General features: G+C 68.2%; 17 protein-coding genes. 6 read left to right on the forward strand and 11 right to left on the reverse strand.

Going from position 1 to position 16,743, the window contains the following annotated elements; translation table 11 throughout:
- Window positions 1-119: 119 nt before the first annotated feature.
- The 3 genes from ACX9MO_RS06840 to ccrA form a co-directional block, all read right to left on the reverse strand.
- On the reverse strand, window positions 120-1,658 hold the full coding sequence (locus ACX9MO_RS06840) for an ATP-dependent DNA helicase (RefSeq protein ID WP_462214005.1): 1,539 nt from the start codon (window positions 1,656-1,658) through the stop codon (window positions 120-122).
- A 68-nt stretch (window positions 1,659-1,726) separates the two neighbouring features.
- Entirely contained in the window at window positions 1,727-2,455 is a 729-nt protein-coding gene (locus ACX9MO_RS06845; RefSeq protein ID WP_222491056.1) for a helix-turn-helix transcriptional regulator, read from the reverse strand.
- Between the two features lie 400 nt (window positions 2,456-2,855).
- Window positions 2,856-4,142, reverse strand: a complete 1,287-nt coding sequence (ccrA, locus tag ACX9MO_RS06850) for a crotonyl-CoA carboxylase/reductase (protein ID WP_222491055.1) — start codon at window positions 4,140-4,142, stop codon at window positions 2,856-2,858.
- A gap of 415 nt (window positions 4,143-4,557) precedes the next feature.
- On the opposite strand from ccrA, the gene ACX9MO_RS06855 reads away from it, so the two are divergent.
- The gene (locus ACX9MO_RS06855; RefSeq protein WP_462214431.1) at window positions 4,558-6,525 is read left to right on the forward strand and encodes a methylmalonyl-CoA mutase family protein; all 1,968 of its coding nucleotides are present in this window, start codon (window positions 4,558-4,560) and stop codon (window positions 6,523-6,525) included.
- Between the two features lie 58 nt (window positions 6,526-6,583).
- Here ACX9MO_RS06855 and ACX9MO_RS06860 read toward each other — a convergent pair whose 3' ends face one another.
- The 6 genes from ACX9MO_RS06860 to ACX9MO_RS06885 form a co-directional block, all read right to left on the reverse strand.
- Window positions 6,584-7,051 carry an OsmC family protein gene (locus ACX9MO_RS06860; RefSeq protein WP_462214006.1) on the reverse strand — a complete coding sequence of 156 codons (468 nt, stop codon included), beginning with the start codon at window positions 7,049-7,051 and terminating at the stop codon, window positions 6,584-6,586.
- Window positions 7,052-7,101: 50 nt separating this feature from the next.
- Complete coding sequence (locus tag ACX9MO_RS06865; protein WP_462214432.1) at window positions 7,102-7,740, reverse strand: N-acetylmuramoyl-L-alanine amidase; 639 nt, start codon at window positions 7,738-7,740, stop codon at window positions 7,102-7,104.
- Window positions 7,741-7,849: 109 nt separating this feature from the next.
- The gene (locus ACX9MO_RS06870; protein ID WP_462214007.1) at window positions 7,850-8,722 is read right to left on the reverse strand and encodes a hypothetical protein; all 873 of its coding nucleotides are present in this window, start codon (window positions 8,720-8,722) and stop codon (window positions 7,850-7,852) included.
- Window positions 8,723-8,759: 37 nt separating this feature from the next.
- Window positions 8,760-10,247: an Asp-tRNA(Asn)/Glu-tRNA(Gln) amidotransferase subunit GatA gene (gatA, locus tag ACX9MO_RS06875; RefSeq protein ID WP_462214008.1), complete on the reverse strand. Its 1,488-nt coding sequence runs from the start codon at window positions 10,245-10,247 to the stop codon at window positions 8,760-8,762.
- Window positions 10,248-10,356: 109 nt separating this feature from the next.
- Window positions 10,357-10,644, reverse strand: coding sequence for an Asp-tRNA(Asn)/Glu-tRNA(Gln) amidotransferase subunit GatC (gene gatC, locus ACX9MO_RS06880; RefSeq protein ID WP_222491051.1), 288 nt, complete (start codon window positions 10,642-10,644; stop codon window positions 10,357-10,359).
- A 30-nt stretch (window positions 10,645-10,674) separates the two neighbouring features.
- Window positions 10,675-11,343, reverse strand: a complete 669-nt coding sequence (locus tag ACX9MO_RS06885) for a ceramidase domain-containing protein (RefSeq protein ID WP_462214009.1) — start codon at window positions 11,341-11,343, stop codon at window positions 10,675-10,677.
- Between the two features lie 93 nt (window positions 11,344-11,436).
- On the opposite strand from ACX9MO_RS06885, the gene ACX9MO_RS06890 reads away from it, so the two are divergent.
- Window positions 11,437-12,132: a metal-dependent hydrolase gene (locus ACX9MO_RS06890; protein WP_462214010.1), complete on the forward strand. Its 696-nt coding sequence runs from the start codon at window positions 11,437-11,439 to the stop codon at window positions 12,130-12,132.
- Between the two features lie 163 nt (window positions 12,133-12,295).
- Here ACX9MO_RS06890 and ACX9MO_RS06895 read toward each other — a convergent pair whose 3' ends face one another.
- Window positions 12,296-12,745, reverse strand: a complete 450-nt coding sequence (locus ACX9MO_RS06895) for a nucleoside deaminase (RefSeq protein WP_462214011.1) — start codon at window positions 12,743-12,745, stop codon at window positions 12,296-12,298.
- A gap of 61 nt (window positions 12,746-12,806) precedes the next feature.
- Here ACX9MO_RS06895 and ACX9MO_RS06900 point away from each other — a divergent pair, with 61 nt between their 5' ends.
- From ACX9MO_RS06900 to ACX9MO_RS06915, 4 genes are all read left to right on the forward strand, one after another.
- Window positions 12,807-14,063 (forward strand): pseudouridine synthase, encoded by a 1,257-nt coding sequence (locus ACX9MO_RS06900; RefSeq protein WP_462214012.1) that lies wholly within the window; start codon window positions 12,807-12,809, stop codon window positions 14,061-14,063.
- A gap of 35 nt (window positions 14,064-14,098) precedes the next feature.
- Window positions 14,099-14,542: a GNAT family N-acetyltransferase gene (locus ACX9MO_RS06905; protein ID WP_462214013.1), complete on the forward strand. Its 444-nt coding sequence runs from the start codon at window positions 14,099-14,101 to the stop codon at window positions 14,540-14,542.
- A gap of 294 nt (window positions 14,543-14,836) precedes the next feature.
- Window positions 14,837-15,199: a CidA/LrgA family protein gene (locus tag ACX9MO_RS06910; RefSeq protein WP_222491045.1), complete on the forward strand. Its 363-nt coding sequence runs from the start codon at window positions 14,837-14,839 to the stop codon at window positions 15,197-15,199.
- Window positions 15,196-15,912, forward strand: coding sequence for an LrgB family protein (locus tag ACX9MO_RS06915; RefSeq protein ID WP_222491044.1), 717 nt, complete (start codon window positions 15,196-15,198; stop codon window positions 15,910-15,912). Before ACX9MO_RS06910 ends, ACX9MO_RS06915 begins: the two co-directional genes overlap by 4 nt.
- 22 nt (window positions 15,913-15,934) lie before the next feature.
- Here the strand turns inward: ACX9MO_RS06915 and gph are convergent, their stop codons facing one another.
- Window positions 15,935-16,594, reverse strand: a complete 660-nt coding sequence (gene gph / locus ACX9MO_RS06920) for a phosphoglycolate phosphatase (protein ID WP_462214014.1) — start codon at window positions 16,592-16,594, stop codon at window positions 15,935-15,937.
- Between the last annotated feature and the right edge of the window lie 149 nt (window positions 16,595-16,743).

The following is a 16,743-nucleotide window of genomic DNA, read 5'->3' on the forward strand; positions in this document are numbered from 1 at the left end:
CGGGCTGTCCTGGCCCATCTCTTGCTCGAAAATATCCCCGCCGGAGGCCTCAAATCTCTTCTGTCGGAACAGAAGATTTAAAGCCTCCGGCGGGGATATTTGTAAGCGAAAGATGAGGGCTACTCCCCCTCCGGCTCCTGCATTTCGAGCTGAAGGGCCGCGGGCGCGGCGGCCTTGAGATCGTCGAGGCGCAGCTCGTGGCTGGGCCGGGCGAGGCGGTTGCGCACGACCCAGTGCAGGCGCTCCTCGGCGCGGGTGATCGCCACGTAGGCGAGGCGTTTCCAGAGCGGCTGACCGGCCTCGTTGCGGCCTGCGCGGGCGGCGGCGTAGAGGTCGGGCGCGAAGACCTGCACGTCGGACCATTGCGAGCCCTGCGCCTTGTGGATCGTCACCGCCGCGCCATGCAGGAAGGTCGCGCCCATGTGAGCGGCATAAGGGATGAAGGGTTCTTCCTCATCCGGTTTCTCGATCTTCACGATCGAGGCGGCGGAGAGCTGCGGATCCTCCGCCCCCATCAGGTGCAGCCGGGAAAAGCCGGCGCGGCGCCCGGGGCCGAGGTAGATCGCCTGCGCGCCCTTGATCAGCCCGCGCGCCTCCAGATCGAGGCGCTTCTTGCGGTGTTTCAGGGGCAGTTCGATCCCGTCGCAGATCAGCGGCTCCCCGGGCAGGAGGGCGTCGTCGGGAGCATTGTAGACCGCGCGGAAGGCGTTGATCAGCTTGATCCGGGTCACGTTGCGCCAGACCAGCACCGGGGACCGTGCCATGAGGTCGACCTCGACCCGTTGGGCCCAGCGGACACGGTCGTCCTTGTGCGAGGCCTCCTCGATCATGCGCTCGAAGGTCTCGAAGGTCAGGTCGGGATCCGCAAGCGCATGGGCAAGGTCGAGGATCGGGTTGTCGGCGTCCTGCCGGTGGATGCGGTTCAGCGAGAGCACCGCCGGTTCCGGGAGCCGGTCGAAGACCATCTGCCCGGACTGGCCCACGGGGGCCAGCTGGGCCGGATCGCCGAAGAGGATCAGCGTCGGGAAGATCTCCTTGAGGTCCTCGAACTGCTTCTCGTCCAGCATCGAGGCCTCGTCCACGAAGCCCACGTCGAGCGGGTCCTCGCGCCGTTTCCAGCCGGTGATGAAGTCCGAGCCGCGCAGCCCGGCGGCGGCCAGCGCCCCGGGGATCGACTTGTTGGTCTGGTAGAAGGCCAGCGCCCGGTCGAGCGCCACATCGCTGAGCCCCTCGATCACCGGGCGTTCGCCATCCTCGGCCAGCCATTCGGCGATCTTCTCGTACTCGGGATCATAGACCGGGGTGTAGAGGATGCGGTGGATCGTCGTTGCGGGCACGCCGCGCAGACGCAGGACCGAGGCCGCCTTGTTGGTGGGCGCGAGGATCGAGAGCGTGCGCCGCTCCCTCGATTTCTTCGGCTCGTAGTCGCCGGAGACCACGGCCAGCCCGGCCTCGGCACAGGTGCGCGACAGTTCGGCCAGCAGCAGCGTCTTGCCGGAGCCGGCCTTGCCGGTGACGGCCAGGACGCGGGACCTCGTGCCGCTGTCGGGACGTGTCGTGCCATCCTCGACGTCGACGCCCGCCTCGCGGAGCATCTCGGCGATACGGTCCCAGGCCTCCGCCTGATCGTGGGAAAAGGTGAGCGAAGTCCCGGCCATGGGGGCAATCTATCCGGGCCGGCGGGCGGGCGCCAGTGCCTGCGCCACAGGTTTCCGCAGCGCCGGCGTCAGACGACGACGATCAGCCCGTAGGCCTGTGCAAGCGCCACCGCCTGCACGGTATTGCCCGCCTTCAGCTTGTTGCGCACCGAGTTGATGTGATCCCGCAGCGTATGCTCGGAAATCGACAGCTCCTGCGCCACCTGCGCGCGGCTCTTGCCCTGGGCCAGCAGGGTCATCGTCTCGCATTCCCGGGGCGACAGCAGGGCTGTCGTCTCGGGCCCGCTGTGATCGCAGAGCGCCAGCACCTTGCGGTGGATGGTGTGGCCCAGAAGCAGCAGCGCGTTGCTCTGCTGGCGCACGAACAGCGCCCAGTCCTCGTCGGAGACATCGCTGGTCGCGGTGAGCAGGGCGAACTGCCCGCGCGGGCCACGCACCGGCACGCTGAGCCCCTGCCAGCCGACCCCATGGGCGTTGGCCTCGGCGCGCATGTCGCGGGCGATCCGGCTGGACCAGTCCAGATCGGCCCAGTTCACCACGCCGAAATGCCGCGACGCCCCGAGGATCACCGGATCCATCATCGCGTAGTTGCGCTGCTTGTAATAGTCGAGCCAGGCCTCCGGCAGGGTGCCGAACCTGCACGGGCGGACCGGCGCGGTCACCCAGTTGTAGGACAGGTGCTGCAGCCCGAAGTCGTCCCGGAACCGCACGAGGAGTTCCTGCAGTTCATCGCTCCCGCCGACGGCTTCTACCGTCTGACAGTTCGCCTCCATCCTGTCGGCGCTCGAATATCGCATCCCAAAAGGCCTTTTCCGTCACGCCGGCACTACCCCGACGCGAACACAGCACTGCGACGTTCCAGATCCGCGCCTCCCGCCCGACCTCTCGGACTGGTCGCACAAAGGGGCCCCCCTGCCCCCGCAGGGAGACCGCACCGGGTCGGACCGCTTGCCCGATCAGTCCGTGAGCTGGACCGGCACAAGGGGAAGGCAACGGATCATCGCGTCGCGAGACAACTAGATATTGTCAGTGGCAAGCAATCAATCCCCCTATTTCGGAGGATTGGCGCGGAAATACATTAAATCATTGGGAAAATCGAAAACGCGCATGTCATAAGAATGTGTCTTGCACACCCCGGGGAATGGAGACCACGCGTCAATAAGAGCGCCGGCCCCGTGAGGGACCGGCGCGCAGGCGTCAGGCGCGGGCGGCGAGGACGTCCTCGACCGTGCGCAACCCGGTGCGCGGGGCCTGGACCAGCACCGCCATGTTGCCGGGTTTGTGCTGGTTTCTCAGCATCTTGATATGGGCATCCGGGATCTGCTCCCAGGGGAAGACCTCGGACATGCACGGGTCGATCCGGCGCTCCACCATCAATTTATTCGCGGCCGCGGCCTGTTTCAGATGGGCGAAATGCGAACCCTGAATGCGTTTCTGGTGCATCCAGACATAGCGCGCGTCCATCGTCAGGTTATAGCCGGTGGTCCCCGCGCAGATCACGACCATGCCACCCTTCTTGCAGACAAAGGTGGAGACCGGGAAGGTCGCCTCGCCGGGATGTTCGAAGACCATGTCGACGTTCACGCCCTTGCCGGTGATGTCCCAGATCGCCTTGCCGAACTTGCGGACCTCGCCGAACCACTCCTTGTACTCGGGCGTGTTCACCTTGGGCAATTGCCCCCAGCAGTTGAACTCCTTCCGGTTGATCACCCCCTTGGCGCCGAGGCTCATGACGAAGTCGCGCTTGTCCTCTTCCGAGATCACGCCGATCGCATTCGCGCCCGCCGTATTGATCAGCTGGATCGCGAAGGAGCCGAGCCCCCCCGATGCGCCCCAGACCAGAACGTTGTCACCCGGCTTCAGGTCATGCGGCTCGTGGCCGAAGAGCATCCGGTAGGCGGTGGCCAGCGTCAGCGTGTAGCAGGCGCTCTCCTCCCAGGTCAGGTGCTTGGGCCGCGGCATGAGCTGCTGCGCCTGCACGTTGGTGAACTGCGCGAAGGAGCCGTCCGGCGTCTCGTAGCCCCAGATCCGCTGGCTGTCGGAGAACATCGGATCGCCACCGTTGCATTCCTCATCGTCGCCATCGTCCTGGTTGCAGTGAATCACGACCTCGTCGCCCACCTTCCAGCGCTTGACCTTGTCACCCACCGCCCAGACGACGCCCGCGGCATCGGAGCCGGCAATGTGATACTCGGCCTTGTGCACGTCGAAGGGGCTGATCGGAACGCCCAGACCGGCCCAGACGCCGTTGTAGTTCACGCCGGCCGCCATCACGAGCACGAGAACCTCGTGGCTGTCGAGGACCGGGGTATCCACCACCTCGACCTGGAAACTCTTGTCGGGCTCGCCGTGCCGTTCGCGCCGGATCGCCCACGCGTACATCTTCTTGGGCACGTAACCCAGCGGCGGCAGCTCGCCGATCTCGTAAAGGTCCTTCTCGGGCGCGTCGTAAGCCGCGATGCCCGTTTCCGTATCAAGCGCCATGACAGCCTCCTCATGCGATTGCCGCGATGCAGAATCGCGGTGGGTGCTCATCGGATATAATCCGCCACGCAACTTTGCAATGCCAGAAACGTAACTTTTGTAATTTTGTGTCGCACTGAAACCGACGTTTCGGCCGGTCCGGCGCGGCGATCCGCTGCCGGTTGTGGCCCATAGCCCTTAAAATACGCGAGAATCGGTAAAACCGTCAGGAAAGTTTCCCCAACGTCGTCCTGCAGGCCTGTCTTTGCGCGGCAACCGCCTGCGCGACGGGCGCAACAGGTGTAGGATGGGCCGTGACGCCGCGTTGCGGCGAATTGACAAAGCCATATTCTGTCCGCTAAGACCCGCTCGACGTAAGATTGTTGCTCACCCGGGATCTCCCGCCCTGCCGCACGAGGGTGCCATGACCGATAAGATGACCGAGACCAAGAAAGACCGCCCCTGGCTCTTCCGGACCTATTCGGGCCACTCCACGGCTGCGAAGTCGAACGCGCTCTATCGTTCGAACCTCGCCAAGGGGCAGACCGGCCTTTCCGTGGCCTTCGACCTGCCGACCCAGACCGGCTATGACAGCGATCACGTGCTGGCGCGCGGCGAGGTGGGCAAGGTCGGCGTGCCGGTCTGCCACCTCGGTGACATGCGCACCCTCTTCGACCAGATTCCGCTGGCCGAGATGAACACCTCCATGACGATCAACGCGACCGCGCCCTGGCTGCTGTCGCTCTATATCGCCGTGGCCGAGGAACAGGGCGTCGACACCACCACCTTGCAGGGCACCGTGCAGAACGACCTGATCAAGGAATACCTGTCGCGCGGCACCTACATCTGCCCGCCCAAGCCCTCGCTCAAGATGATCGCCGACGTGGCCGAGTACTGCTACACGCACGTGCCCAAGTGGAACCCGATGAACGTCTGCTCCTACCACCTGCAGGAGGCAGGCGCGACGCCGCAGCAGGAGCTGGCCTATGCCCTCGCCACCGGCATCGCGGTGCTGGACGAGTTGCGCCCGCGGGTGGCGGCAGAGGATTTCCCGGCGCTCTGCGGGCGGATCTCCTTCTTCGTGAACGCGGGCATCCGCTTCGTCACCGAGATGTGCAAGATGCGCGCCTTCGTCGATCTCTGGGACGAGATCCTCGAAGAGCGGTATGGCGTCGAGGACCCCAAGTACCGCCGCTTCCGCTATGGCGTGCAGGTGAACTCCCTCGGCCTGACCGAGCAGCAACCCGAGAACAACGTCTACCGCATCCTGATCGAGATGCTGGCCGTCACGCTCTCCAAGAAGGCCCGTGCCCGCGCAGTTCAGCTGCCGGCTTGGAACGAGGCGCTTGGCCTGCCGCGGCCCTGGGACCAGCAGTGGTCGCTCCGGATGCAGCAGATCCTCGCCTACGAGACGGACCTGCTGGAGTTCGGCGACCTCTTCGACGGCAACCCCGCGGTCGACGCGAAGGTGGAGGAGCTGAAGGACGGCGCGCGCGCCGAGCTTGCCAACCTCGGCTCCATGGGCGGGGCGATCGGCGCGATCGACTACATGAAGTCCCGCCTCGTGGACAGCAACGCCGACCGGGTGAACCGGATCGAGCGCGAGGAGACCGTCGTCGTCGGCGTGAACCGCTGGAAGGAGGCCGAGCCGTCGCCGCTGATGGGCGAGGATGGCGGCATCATGACCGTGGACCCGGCGGTCGAGGCCGACCAGATCGCCCGGCTGACGGAGTGGCGCGACCAGCGGGACGAGGCTGCCGTGCAGGCCGCCCTCTCCGCCCTGCGGGAGGCCGCCCAAAAGGGCCAGAACATCATGCCCGCCTCGATCGCGGCGGCGAAGGCCGGGGCCACCACCGGCGAGTGGGCCGCCCAGATGCGCGTCGTCCACGGCGAGTACCGCGGCCCCACCGGCGTCTCCGGCGCGCCCTCGAACAAGACCGAGGGGCTGGAGGACATCCGAGACGCGGTGGACACCGTCTCCTCCCGTCTCGGGCGGCGACTCAAGTTCATCATCGGCAAGCCCGGCCTCGACGGTCATTCCAACGGTGCCGAGCAGATCGCCTTCCGCGCCCGCGACTGCGGCATGGACATCAGCTACGAGGGCATCCGCCTGACGCCGGAGGAGATCGTCTCCCGCGCGCAGGAAGAGGGCGCCCATGTGGTCGGGCTCTCGATCCTCTCGGGCTCGCACATGCCGCTGGTGGAAGACACGCTCGCGCGCCTGCGGGCGGCGGGGCTCGACCACCTGCCGGTCATCGTGGGCGGCATCATCCCCGACGAGGACGCCCGGCGCCTGCTCGAGATGGGAGTGGCCAAGGTCTACACCCCCAAGGACTTCGAGCTGAACGCGATCATGAAGGACATCGTCACCCTCGCCGATCGGCAGAAGGTCGCGGCGGAGTAAGCCGCTTCATCTTTCCTGAAGTACTCTCGGGGGTCCGGGGGCAGACAGCCCCCGGGTCTCACCCCACGCGGTACCGCGCCCGGATACCCACCGGGAAGGAGACCGACCGCGCGATGAAACAGACCTCGTGGATGCGCCTGTGGATCGCATCGGCCACATGGATGTCGGTCCCTGCCGCAACGGTGATCCGCGGCCGCAGCTCGGCCCGCAGGAAGCGCCCTGCCCCGCTTGCACCATGTTCCCCGACCCCGTGCGGGCTGTCCTCGTAGCCCAGCACGACGATCCCCGCATCCGAGGCATAATGCAGGAACCACAGCATGTGGCACCCGGCGAGGGCTGAGAGCAGCAGGTCCTCCGGGTTCATCTTCGCAGGATCGCCGCCCAGCATGGGGTCGTTCGAACAGGGGATCGGCGCCTTGCCCGGCGCGGCCACGTCCCATGTGCGGTCATAGGCGCGGTAATGGGCCGTGCCGTCGCCCCGGTTCCCGGTCCAGCGGATGTGAGAGGTAAAGACCTGATCGTCCATGGGGGCCTCCTGCGCCGATGGGGCCATCTGGCGCAGGCCGGGCCCGGCGATCAAGCGGTGGGGCTGTGCGCCCCTGCACGGGCCGGGAAGCGCTCTGCCAGATCGCGCGCGATGCGACGGTCCTCGGCGCTGACGGGGCCACGGCCATGGGGCCGGAAGCGGGCCCGGAAGGCCTCCAGCAGGTCCGCCTCCGCCACCGTCTCCACCGCCGGGTAGCCGAAGCGGGCCAGATCGGCGTGGAAATCGCCCTCCCCCGCCGCCCCGGGCCAGACGGAGAGGCCCTGCCGCGCCAGCCTGCGCCAGTCGAAGCGCGGGCCCGGGTCGATCTTGCGGCCCGGTGCCATGTCGGAATGGCCGATCACCCGCGCGGGCGCGATGGCCCACCGCGCGAGTATACCCGGCAGCAGCGCCTCCAGCGCCGCCATCTGCGGCTCGGGGAAGGGATGCAGGCCGGTGTTGGCCAGTTCGATCCCGATGGAATGGGAATTCACGTCCTCGCGCCCGCCCCAGGCCCCCACCCCGGCGTGCCAGGCGCGGTCGCGCTCGCGCACCATCTGCCAGATGCGGCCGGTTTCGGAGATCAGGTAGTGGCAGGAGACGGGGCCCAGCCCCTCGGGCGGGCAAGCGTCGCAGAGGCGGCGCAGGGCATCCTCGGCGCTGGCCATGGCGGTGTAATGCACAACCACCATGTCCGGGTCACCGCCGTGGCGGCGGGCATTCACGTTGGGCGAGGCCTGCCAGTCAGCCAGCCCCTCGGCGGCAGCCCCGTCCGGTACGCCGGACGGGACGCTTGCGTCCTCAGCCACCCTGCCGGGCCGCGGCGCCGGCGCGGCGGAACGGCCGCGGATCCCAGCTGCAGGCGTAGCCGTCGCCATCGGGGTCGAGGCTCATGCGGTCCCGCTGCGGGCCGCCATTGCTCAGGAAATCCTCCTGCGCGAGGTCGGGCGAGGCGTATTTCGCGCAGTTGCGCGCGTTGCGTGCGGCCACGTTGAAGCCACCGCGGCTGAAGACCTGCTGGCCCACCGGGTTCGAGGTCTGCAGCGCGTAGGCCACGATGTTCGGCCCGGTCGAGGTCCGCTCGGGCAGGGCCTCGGGCTGGATGACCTGATAGTTGGCCCGGTTCTCGGCCATGCGTTCCTTGTCGCCCTCGATCGAGCGCAGGTCACCGACGGCGCTGAAGTCATTCTCGCGCGACAGGCCCATCGGGCCCACGGCCTCGGGCGGTGGGTTGTTCGGGCTCGCCTGCAGCGGCTGCTGGCCGGAGTTCCGCTGCGCCGCGTTCAGGGCTGCGCGGGTCTCGGCGGCGATGTCATCCGCCCCGCCCGCGGCAGTGGCGGCGGACCCGGTGGCGACCGGTTGCGACAGGCCCGAGGGCACGTTGACGGTGCCCCCGTCCAGCGGTTGCGCGGTGATCTGGGCCGGGGCCGGCATGGCGTTGACCGGGCTGTCGCTGGTCATCGCGGACATCGGGGCGCCGCCTGCGGCCCCGTTGCGCTGCGGCGGCAGGGAGTAGGTCCGCCCGCCGCCGGTGGCGAGGGCAGCTTCCCGCTGCTGCTGGTAGCTGTCGTAGTCGCCAAAGCCCACACCCGCGGCGCTGTCGGGCACCGTCGGGGCACATGCGGAGAGCGCCACCAGGGCCACAACTCCGCAGGAAATCATCCGCTTGGACATGTCTGTCCTCTCTATCGCCTGCTCCTGACGGGCAGGTTTACCACCATTTGGCCGGCTTATCCACGAAGCCCGCGGCCGTCTCCAGCGCGAGGGCGGTATTCAGCAGATCTGCCTCTTCCCAGGGCCGGCCGATGAGTTGCAGCCCGAGGGGCAGGCCCTGCTTGTCCAGCCCCGCTGGTACCGAAACGCCGGGCAGGCCCGCAAGGTTCACCGTCACGGTAAACACGTCGTTCAAGTACATTTGAACCGGATCGGCGTCCTTCATCTCGCCCAGGCCGAAGGCGGCGGAGGGGGTGGCGGGCGTCAGGATGGCATCCACGCCCTGCGCGAAGGCCTCTTCGAAGTCGCGCTTGATCAGGGTGCGGACCTTGCGCGCGCGGTTGTAGTAGGCGTCGTAGAACCCGGCGGAGAGCACGTAGGTGCCGACCATGATCCGGCGCTGCACCTCATGGCCGAAGCCTTCGGCGCGGGTCTTCTCGTACATCTCGGTGATGCCGTCGCCCTGCGCCAGCTTGGCGCGGTGGCCATAGCGCACGCCGTCATAGCGCGCGAGGTTCGAGGAGGCCTCGGCCGGCGCGATCACGTAGTAGGCGGGCAGCGCGTACTTGGTGTGGGGCAGCGAGATGTCCACCACCTTGGCGCCCGCGTCCTTCAGCATCTCGGTGCCGCGTTTCCAGATCGCGTCGATCTCGTCGGGGATGCCGTCGATCCGGTACTCGCGCGGGATGCCGATGGTCTTGCCCCGGATGTCACCGGTCAGCGCGGCCTCGAAATCGGGCACGGGCAGGTCGGTCGAGGTGCTGTCCTTGGCATCGTGCGAGCACATGGACTGCAGCATGATCGCGCTGTCGCGCACGGTCTTGGTCATCGGCCCGGCCTGATCCAGCGAGGAGGCGAAGGCGATGATGCCCCAGCGGGAGCAGCGGCCATAGGTCGGCTTGATCCCCACGGTGCCGGTAAGAGCACAGGGCTGGCGGATCGACCCGCCGGTGTCCGTGCCCGTCGCGCCGAGGCAGAGGTCCGCCGCCACGGCCGCGGCCGAGCCGCCGGAGGAGCCGCCGGGCGTCAGCGCGGTGTCATCGTTGCCGCGCCGCCAGGGGTTCACGGCATTGCCATAGGCCGAGGTCTCGTTCGAGGAGCCCATGGCGAATTCGTCCATGTTGAGCTTGCCCAGCATGACCGCGCCATCGTCGAAGAGGTTCTGCGTGACGGTCGACTCGTACTCGGGCTTGAAGCCTTCGAGGATGTTGCTCGCCGCCTGGCTGGGCACGCCCTTGGTGCAGTAGAGGTCCTTGATCCCCAGCGGAATGCCGCAGAGCGCGGGCGCGTAGCCGGCCTTGAGGCGGGCATCGGCGGCCTCTGCCTGTTGCAGCGCGATCTCGGGGGTCTTGTGGACGAAGGCGTTCAGCGCACCGGCACCTTCGACGGCGCTCAGGCAGGCCTCGGTCAGGGCCTTCGAGGTCACGTCACCGTTGCGCAGCAGGTCGCGGGCCTCGGCAATGGTCAGCTTGTTCAGTTCGGTCATCGGGTCTCGCCTCTCTCGGCAGGCACATCGTCAGCTGTGGGGGCACAGCGCGGCAGGGGGCGGCAGGGGGTCGGGCGCGCAGGCAGGCGCGGCCCCGGGCCAGCGTGGCTTATTCGACCACCTTGGGCACGGCGAAGAACCCTTCGCGGGCATCGGGGGCATTGGCGAGGATCTTGTCCTGCTGGTCGCCCTCGGTCACCACGTCCTCGCGCCGCTTCAGGCGCTGCGGGGTGACCGAGGTCATGGGCTCCACGCCCTCCACGTCCACCTCGTTCAGCTGTTCGATGAAGCCGAGGATGTTGTTGAACTCCTCCGCAAGCGCGGGAAGCTGGTCGGGTTCAACCTTGATCCGGGCCAGCTTGGCCACGCGGGCGGCGGTATCGGTGTCGATCGACATGGCGCGTCTCTCCTTTGGTCCCGAAAGCCTTTACCGCCCGCGCCCCGCGCCCGCAAGGCGGTGGCGCCGCCATGTCTCGATCATCCAGCCCAGCATGAGCGCATTCATCAGGTGCCAGAGGAAATGCGTGCCCCCCGGCAGCGCGATGCAGAGCGGCCCGTCCAGCGCCCGGAAGGTGATCGAGAGCACCAGCAGACCCGCCCCGAGGGCGAGGTTGCGCGCCAGCACCGGCGCCCGCCCCCGCAGCCCGATGGCATAGAGCGCGATCAGAAGCGGCACCGGCGCATAGCCCGCCGAGGAGCCGATGCCCGGGATCAGCCGGAAGAGCGGCAGCGTCAGCGCCACGAAGGGAAAGAAGGCCAGCACCGCGAGGGCCGCATGAAGCGGGCGCATGCCCCAGAAGTCCCGGTTGGCCACGAAGATATAGGCGAGGATGAAGACGAGGATCGGCAGCGTATCGGCCATCCCCGCCCAGGCCTGAGCATGGGTGTGGAACAGCCACGAGCCGATCCCGATCACGAAGAGAATGGCGCAGAGCACACGGCCCGTCATCTGGCCCGTCGCCAGCCCTGCACAGCGTCGCCACATCACCGCCGCCGAGAGCAGGAAAGCGAGGTTCGTCAGGGCGTTCACCGGTTCCGACCAGTACTCCGGCCCGGTCCGTTCGCAATAGGCGTCCACCGCCCGGGTCCAGTCCATCGGCTCTTTCCTTCCTCACGGCACGCGCTAGGCTCTGCCCCGTGTTTCCGGGCCGCCCGCCCCAAGGGTGGCCGTTTCCGTTGGAGGTTCAACATGAAAATCATCTGGCTGGGCCACGGCTCCTTCCGTCTCGAGATCGAGGACAAGGTGCTGCTGATCGACCCCTTCCTGACCGGCAACCCCGTCTTCCCGGACGACAAGCGCGACGCGGCCATCAAGGGCGCGACCCATATCTTCTGCACCCACGGCCACGGCGACCACGTCGCCGACGTGCCCGCCATCGCCGAGGAGCTGGACATCCCAGTCTTCGGCATGGTCGAGCTGATGGGCTGGCTGTCTGGCAAGAAGGGCGTGAAGAATGCCACCGGGTTCAACAAGGGCGGCACCATCGACCTTGGCAACGTGCAGGTCACCATGGTGAACGCGACCCACTCCTCCTCGACCGAGGGGCCGGACGGGCCGATCTACCTCGGCAGCGAATCGGGCTTCATGATCTCGGGCGAGGGTCACACGATCTATTTCTCCGGCGACACGGACGTGATGGCGGACATGGGCGTCTTCAACGCGCTGCATGAACCCGACATCGGCATCCTCTGCGCCGGTGGCCACTACACGATGGACATGAAGCGCGCGGCCTATGCGGCCAAGACCTTCTTCGACTTCAAGACCGTCATCCCGATGCACTACAAGACCTTCCCCGCGCTGGAGCAATCGGCCGAGAAACTGGCCGCCGCCCTGCCCGGCGTCGCTGTCATCGAGCCCGAGGTGATGACCGCGATCGAGATCTGATCGCCCCGGCCCATGCCTGCGAGGGGCCGCCCGCGGCCCCTCGAAATTCTTTGAAGAATTTTGCCACGATTATTCGAAAAATCCTGGATGCACGCCACAGATGGCCCTGCCCGTTTTCTTCGAAGAAAACGGACCGGAAAATTCGAATTTTCCGGGGAGCGCCTCACCGCCGCGCGGCGAAGAAGTCCTTCAGCAGCACCTCGGCCGGCTCCGCACCGATCCCGTCATAGACCTCGGGCACGTGGTGGCACTGGGGGTGGGTGAAGATCCGCGGCCCCTGCGCCACCCCGCCCGACTTGGGATCGGCCGCGCCGTAATAGACCCGCGCAATCCGCGCATTGGAGATCGCCGCCGCGCACATCGGGCAGGGCTCCAGCGTCACGTAGAGATCGCAGCCCGGCAGCCGCTCCTGCCCCAGGGTCTCGCAGGCGGCGCGGATCACCAGTATCTCCGCATGGGCGGTGGGATCTTTCAATTCCCGCGTGCGGTTGCCGTCGCGCGCCAGCACCGCGCCGTCGGGCGAGAGGAGCACCGCGCCCACCGGCACCTCGCCCCGGCGGCCTGCGGCCTGCGCCTCGTCCAGCGCGATCTGCATGTGGCTGCGGAATGTCATGGCCCTTCCTGCCCCGCTGTCCTGTCTTCCGCAAGCGCCCGAATCCGGCTATCGCGGGAAGATGGAGCAGAAATCCCCCCCCGGCGACCGGATCGCCAAAGTGCTGGCCCGCGCCGGCGTCGCCTCGCGCCGTGAAGCGGAGCGGATGGTCGAGGCCGGCCGCGTCACCGTGAACGGCAAGAAGATCGACAGCCCCGCGCTGAACGTGACCGAGCGTGACAAGATCACCGTGGACGGCAAGCCGCTGGCCGCCGCCGAGCCGCCGCGCCTCTGGCTCTATCACAAGCCTACCGGTCTCGTGACCACGGCGAAGGACGAACAGGGCCGCGCCACGATCTTCGACGCACTGCCCGAGGACATGCCGCGCGTGATGTCCGTGGGCCGGCTCGACCTCAACTCCGAGGGGCTGCTGCTGCTGACCAACGATGGCGAGCTGAAGCGCCGGCTGGAGCTGCCGTCGACCGGCTGGCTGCGCAAGTACCGGGTGCGGGTGAACGGCAAGCCGCAGGACGCCGACCTCGAGCCGCTGCGCAAGGGCGTCGTCATCGAGGGCGAAAAGTTCCAGCCGATGACGGTGAACATCGACCGCCAGCAGGGCGCGAACGCCTGGCTGACGGTGGGCCTGCGCGAGGGCAAGAACCGCGAGATCCGCCGCGCCATGACCGAGATCGGCCTGACCGTGAACCGGCTGATCCGCGTCAGCTACGGTCCGTTCCAGCTGGGTCAGCTGAAGCCCGGCGCGGTCGAGGAACTGCGCCGCCGCGTGCTGCGCGACCAGCTGGGTCTGGAACTGGGCGACGATATTGGCACCGCGCGGGCCGCCAAGGGCAAGCCCGGGCTGCGCCCGAGAAAACCCGCCAAGCCGCTACCCGAGGCGCCCGTCTGGGAAGGCAAGGTCTTCACCGGCAAGGGCATCACCGCGGGCCGGGCCGCCAAGGCCGACGGCCCGGCGGGCAAGGCGCCGCGGTCGGGTGGGGCGTCCACCGGCAAGGGGCCGCGCGCCGAGGGCGGCGCCCCCGGCAAGGGCTCCCGCACAGGTGGCAAGCCCGGCGGCTTCAGCCGTGGCCGGGCGCAGGAGGGCGAAGGCTTCAATGCCAAGCCCGGCGCCAAGCCCGGCGCGCGTACTCGGGATGGCGGCAAGCCCGGTCCGACATCCGGCCCCCGGTCCGGCGGCAAGCCCGGCACGGGCACGGGCACGGGCACGGGCACGGGGCCAAAGTCAGGCCCCAAGCCGAGCTTCAAGTCTGGTTCCCGCTCCGGCGCCCCTTCGGGCCGTGACGGCGCCCCGTCCGGTCCGCGCCGCAAGCCGCGCGGCTGATCATGCAGCCAGTCCGCCTTGGACCGCAGGACGACATGGCCCCTGTCCATGCCCTGCTCCACGCGGCCTTTGCCTACATGGAGGCGCGGATCGATCCGCCCTCCTCCCTCCACCGCATGACGCCCGAGAGCCTCGCCCGCGAGGCGGCGACGAAGGAGCTCTGGGTGATCCGGCCCGGCCCCGCGCCGCTGGCCTGCGTGCTGCTGACGCCCGAGACGGATCACCTCTACCTCGGCAAGCTCGCCGTGGCGGAGGCCGCCAGGGGCACGGGGCTTTCGCGGCAGCTGATGGACCATGCGGTGACGCGTGCCGAGGCCCTCGGCCTGCCCCGGATCGTGCTGCAATCCCGGATCGAGCTGACCGAGAACCACGCGATCTTCGCCCGCATGGGCTTTGCCGAGACCGGGCGCATGGCGCACGCGGGCTACGACCGGCCCACCAGCCTCACCTTCACCCGCGACCTGACCGGGGCGGCCTGACGGCCCCGCGCCCTTCCCGCAGCGCCTGCCAATGCAGCAGGGCGCCCGGTTTTTCATCCCCGGCCCCGAAACGCCCCGCTTGCCGTCCGCGCCAAGACCCGCCACGCTGCCCGAAAAATTCGAATTCTCCGGCCCGTTTTCTTCGAAGAAAACGGACAGCCCCGCCGCCGGGTGCCCGGTTTCGGAAAGGCGGCCCTGCAGCGGACGGGGGTTTTCAGACGTTACGTCACAAAGTAGATCGCCCCGCATTCCCGCGCCCACGCGCCGCGACGCATCCTTGAAGGGACCCGGACCATGATCCTGAATATCGTCATCATTCTCGGCTTCCAGCTGGCGGGCGAGACGCTCGTGCGCGGGCTTGGCCTGTCGCTGCCCGGGCCCGTGCTGGGCCTTGCCGGGCTCTTTGTCACCTTCCTGCTGTTCCCGGCCGTGGCGCGGATGGTCTCCTCCACCGCGCAGGGGCTGCTGGCGCATCTCTCGATGCTCTTCGTGCCCGCGGGCGTCGGCGTCGTACAGCACCTCTCCATCATGGAGAGCGAGGGCCTCGGCCTGCTGCTTGCGGTGCTGGCCTCGACCACGCTGGCGCTGATCGTGGGTGCCTTCACCTTCGTCGGCGTGGCGCGCCTGACCGAGGGCCCGAAGGAGGCCAAGCAATGACCGCGCTGCCCGATATCTGGACCTACCTCGCCAAGGGACCGCTGCTCTGGCTGACCATGACGCTGCTGGCCTACGTGATCGGCGATGCGATCTTCAAGCGGTTCAACCGCGCGCCCTATGCCAACCCGGTGATGATCGCGACGATCCTCGTTTCGGCGCTGCTGCTGATCACCGGCACGCCCTATCACACCTATTTCGAGGGCGCGCAGTTCGTCCACTTCATGCTTGGCCCGGCAACCGTGTCGCTGGCGGTGCCGCTCTATGCCAACCGGGTGCACATCCGCCGGGCACTGATCCCGATGCTGGCGGCGCTGGTGGCAGGCTCGCTCACCGCCGTGCTGGTGGCGATCGCAGTGGGGATGATGATGGGGCTCGATCACACCACGCTGGTCTCGCTGGCGCCCAAGAGCACCACGGCCCCGGTCGCCATCGGCATTTCCGAGAAGGTCGGCGGCCTGCCCACGCTGACCGCCGTTCTGGTGCTGATCACCGGCATCCTCGGCGCCATCGTGGTGACGCCAACGTTCAACGCCCTCGGCCTGACCGACTGGCGCGCCCGGGGCTTTGCCACCGGCGTGGCGGCCCATGGCGTGGGCACCGCACGGGCGTTGCAGATCAACGAGACGGCGGGCGCCTTCGCGGGCATCGGCATGGGGCTGAACGCCCTGCTCACCGCCGTGATCGTGCCCTACATCGTGACCTGGCTGCTCTGACGTCGCTGCGGCGCGCGGGCGCTCAGCCCGCGAGCCGCGCCACGATCCCCGGCAGCGCCGCGAACTCGTCGAAGGCGGCGGCGTGGGTCATCTCCTCCACCGCGCAATGGCGATAGCCCTCGGTGTAGAGCGCGAAGGGCAGGCCCGCGCGCTCGGCGGTCTCGGCGTCGATCTCGCTGTCGCCCACGTAGATGGCGCGCGCGGCGTCAAGCTCGCCCAGCGAGAGGCGCAGCATCTCCGGGTCGGGCTTGCGCGTGGGCAGGCTGTCGCCGCAGACCACGCTGGCGAAGGTCCCGGCAAGCCCCAGATGCGTCAGCACCTCCAGCGTCGCGGCTTTCGGCTTGTTGGTGCACAGACCCAGCGGATGGCCCGCCGCCGCCAGCGCCTCCAGTACCTCGGCCACACCGGGGAAGAGTGACGTCTGGCCGCCGCTGAGCGCCTTGTAATGCACCATCGTCCGCTCGGTCAGCGCGGGCAGCCCGGCCCGGTCGAGGCCAAGGTGATCGGAAGCCTGTTCCACCAGCCGGGGCAGCCCCCAGCCGATGAAGGAAACCACCGTCGGCAGGTCGAGCGGCGCGGCGGAGACCTCGGCAAGCGCCGCGTTGAGACCCGCGCGGATGTCCGGCGCCGAGGCGATCAGCGTACCGTCGAGGTCGAAGATCACGGGAATGGGGGCGCTCATGCCTGCACCTTGGCACGCAGGTCGGAGAGAGGGGCACAGGTCAGTGCCGGGCCGAAAGACCCGCAGGGGATGACAGCGATTTGCATGATGTCCTTTCCGATGAAAGCCCGCCGACAAGGGGACGGGGCCTTTGCGCGGGCAGCTTTGCG

The sequence above is a fragment of the Pseudooceanicola profundus genome (genome assembly GCF_054919315.1).